The following is a 3,282-nucleotide window of genomic DNA, read 5'->3' on the forward strand; positions in this document are numbered from 1 at the left end:
TTTTATTTAGGGAATACCCTGACATAAAGAAAGCATATTATTTAAGTATGCGGTTAGGGCTTATTTATCATCAGTCAAGGCATGCAGACGTGGCTTTAACAAAGTTAGCACATTGGTATGATGAAGTAGACAAATCAGGATTCCTTTCTTTTGGTACAGTGGCAAGAACGATACAAACACATTATCTAAGAATCGTTGCTTTCTTTAGAAATCGTGCAACCAATGCGGCCAGCGAATCTTTTAATGCTAAAATCAAACAATTTAGAGCGCAACTCAGAAGAGTGAGAGATATTTCTTTCTTCTTATTCAGATTATCTAAAATTTATGCTTAAATCTTCAATCCCTCAGAATTTCGGTATGATCCCTTTTTTAAGCATACGCTGCTTGCGCATGCCCATTGCAACCTTTACGGCATTCTTATGCAGACAAGAATCAATCTCATTCTTAATCTCCAAAGTAAGTTTACGAGGCTTACGCCTGGAACTGTCATAGTGGGGTTGGATGGTGAGCAGGTCACCCAAAGCGTCATCGGGATCGGTACTCTTTAGAGCTGCTTCATACTCTGCTAACACATGATCGACCGTGTGTCGACTGATATGTAGTTCACGGGATATATAGCGTTTGCTATAACCGTCAACTCTATACATGTGTATAATGGTCTGTCTTTCTACCATAGTCTTCATTTTCTTCTTCGCATTTTAGAACATGCAAAGGTCGTTATTACTACTATGGTGGCGCACTTTTCAATTGGAAGAGTGGCGCATTTTTCAATTAGTATCTACACAAAAAAAAGGAATCCCTCAACTTTTTACGTTGATCCACGTTGATCCCTTATTCTGCTGTAAAATGCAAGTGGAAGTAAAAAAGAAAATCCTGATAATGCTTGATTATCAGGATTTTACGTCGTTTTACCATTTGATTTTGTGATCCGCTTGGGGCTCGAACCCAAGACCCCAACATTAAAAGTGTTGTGCTCTACCTGCTGAGCTAGCGAATCTTTATGCAATTAGTTGCTTTTCTGTTTTGCGGTTGCAAAGGTAAAGATTATTTCCAAACAACCAAAACCAAAGCTCTTTTTTATAAAAAACTTACGTATGGAACTTTTTACCTGTTACAATAAACAAAAAAAAGTATCTTTGGCGTTTCTAAATAATAACATATTTATGAAGAGATATAACTACAACATATCAGCATACTCAATAACATCAGTTCTTGTTATCATTATAATCATTGCATTCCTTCTTAGAGATAATTTTATAGTGGAATGGATAATGAGCATTAATATTGCAATAAAAAATTTACGCAATGAATTTTTTCCATCGTTCAGTACTGACATAGATGACTACCTTCAGTTCGTTCCTGCTCTCCTACTGCTGGGTCTGAAATTCAGCGGTTATAAAGGGGATATGATAATAAGAGATTTTCTCTGTTCTTTTTAATAGCAACAGCTGTTACCCAGATTATAATATATGCCCTTAAGTTATATATAAGTGAGTTACGCCCAGACGGAAGCGACACCCTATCATCCCCATCCGGACACACAGCAACAGCTTTCATGATAGCAACAATGCTATACTTACAGTACAATAAAAGAAGTTTTTGGTACACCATCTTCGGATATTCATGTGCCACAGCAGTGGGATTGATGCGCGTGCTAAACAACAGACACTGGATATTCGATGTCATAGTAGGTGCTTCATTAGGTATCATAATTACATATTGGGCTTATCGTAAAACTGAAAGAATTTTAAGAAATAGGGCATCAGATAAGAATAAGTAATACTATCTTTGTGGAATCATTAACTAACTAATAAATCAATTTAAGAATATTGCTATGAGTATAGTTATTGGAATTGATGTTGGTGGAAGTACTACAAAGATTATAGGTATCGACAATAATACCATTAAAAATCCGATGACAGTTACCGCCACAGATCCTATCACTTCTCTTTTCGGCGCTTTCGGAAAATATATTTACGATAACGGGATATCACTGGAAGAAATAGAAAAGGTGATGCTTACAGGTGTTGGCAGTGCTATGTAAACCAATTACTCTACGGACTTCCTACAGCACATACAGACGAGTTCCTTGCAAATGGTTTAGGCGCCCAGTATGGTTCCGAGCTAAACAAGCTAATGGTGGTAAGCATGGGGACAGGTACCTCATTCGTAAAGGTTGATAACGGAAAGATTGGACACATAGGTGGAATAGGTATCGGAGGAGGTACTATCCTTGGACTTTCAAGATTACTTCTGAAAACTCAAAACATAGAAGAGATTATTGCTTTAGCTAATCATGGGGTGATAGAGAATGTAGACCTCCAAATTAAGGATATTTGCAATAGCGCTCTTCCCGGACTTCCTCTTGATGCTACGGCATCAACTTTCGGAAAGGCATCTGCCAACGCAACTAAAGAGGATATTGCCGCAGGCATCGTTCATATGGTTCTGCAATCTATAGGACAGTCTATAATACTGGCTTCACTGAACAGCCCTATAAAGGACTTTGTACTTTTAGGAAATTTGACCAAACTTCCTCAGTGCAGAGATATATTCCCTATTATGGAAAGGATGTACAACTGCAGATTTCATATTCCTGAGTTCTCCGAGTATCGTACTGCATTGGGAGCTGCCTTGGCATATGTACAGAAACAAAATTATAAAGATATAATAATTTGATAATAAGAAACGACATAAAAAGAGCTGTTGCATGGATGCTGATATTCACGTTCATGCAATTCTTTGCTGTCAAATCATTCCACTACCATAGTGAAAATGATTGCAACAAGGTGTCGCATAATCATAAAATGAGTCACTCATGTGATGATTGCTCTATATGTCACTTCTCACTATCCTCGTTTACAGAAGCTGAAAATCTGGAAATAAACTTCTTCTCAGATTATCAAATAACTCATCATGAATTTATAAAAGACATAAAGGCAACTATTTCTTTATGTCACCCCTACCTTAGAGCCCCTCCTGTTGCCTGATAACATATCAGTTCTTAGTATGTATCTCAACTTTTGAGTATACATCTTTCACTATGTTCTATTAATATCATAATTGATGCGTAAAATATATGTTTTGTGCACAGCAGCCATTATTTGGTGCTGTAATACATATGCGCAGGATTCTGATACTCTGAGAAATATAGCATTACCGGATGTGAATATCTCTGCAAAGAGAGTACATGTCAAAAATAGTGATGTAATGGTAAGCTCGGAGTATAGGGATAAAGAGTTCCTACGCAAGAACTTCAACGGCAACATTATGCAGACTATT

General features: G+C 37.2%; 6 protein-coding genes, 1 tRNA gene and 1 pseudogene. 6 read left to right on the forward strand and 2 right to left on the reverse strand.

Annotation, left to right across the window (positions count from 1 at the left end; genetic code table 11):
- Positions 1–332: transposase (locus JCM15092_RS14085; RefSeq protein WP_024995198.1), on the forward strand; the 332-nt coding region annotated here is incomplete at its 5' end.
- A gap of 12 nt (positions 333–344) precedes the next feature.
- Here the strand turns inward: JCM15092_RS14085 and JCM15092_RS14090 are convergent.
- Positions 345–674: a helix-turn-helix domain-containing protein gene (locus JCM15092_RS14090; RefSeq protein ID WP_235782386.1), complete on the reverse strand. Its 330-nt coding sequence runs from the start codon at positions 672–674 to the stop codon at positions 345–347.
- Positions 675–924: 250 nt separating this feature from the next.
- Positions 925–997, reverse strand: a tRNA-Lys gene (locus JCM15092_RS14095).
- A gap of 166 nt (positions 998–1,163) precedes the next feature.
- Here JCM15092_RS14095 and JCM15092_RS16720 point away from each other — a divergent pair.
- From JCM15092_RS16720 to JCM15092_RS14110, 5 genes and pseudogenes are all read left to right on the forward strand, one after another.
- Positions 1,164–1,439 carry a hypothetical protein gene (locus JCM15092_RS16720; RefSeq protein WP_024995200.1) on the forward strand — a complete coding sequence of 92 codons (276 nt, stop codon included), beginning with the start codon at positions 1,164–1,166 and terminating at the stop codon, positions 1,437–1,439.
- Positions 1,440–1,486: 47 nt separating this feature from the next.
- Positions 1,487–1,780, forward strand: coding sequence for a phosphatase PAP2 family protein (locus tag JCM15092_RS16985; protein WP_235782387.1), 294 nt, complete (start codon positions 1,487–1,489; stop codon positions 1,778–1,780).
- A 54-nt stretch (positions 1,781–1,834) separates the two neighbouring features.
- Positions 1,835–2,679: pseudogene (gene coaW / locus JCM15092_RS16350) on the forward strand (type II pantothenate kinase).
- Positions 2,676–2,990, forward strand: a complete 315-nt coding sequence (locus JCM15092_RS17160; RefSeq protein ID WP_148296674.1) for a hypothetical protein — start codon at positions 2,676–2,678, stop codon at positions 2,988–2,990. Before coaW ends, JCM15092_RS17160 begins: the two are co-directional and overlap by 4 nt.
- Before the next feature lie 76 nt (positions 2,991–3,066).
- Positions 3,067–3,282: hypothetical protein (locus tag JCM15092_RS14110; RefSeq protein WP_024995201.1), on the forward strand; the 216-nt coding region annotated here is incomplete at its 3' end.

The sequence above is a fragment of the Phocaeicola paurosaccharolyticus JCM 15092 genome, assembly GCF_000613805.1.
In the GTDB taxonomy this organism is placed as follows: domain Bacteria; phylum Bacteroidota; class Bacteroidia; order Bacteroidales; family Bacteroidaceae; genus Phocaeicola; species Phocaeicola paurosaccharolyticus.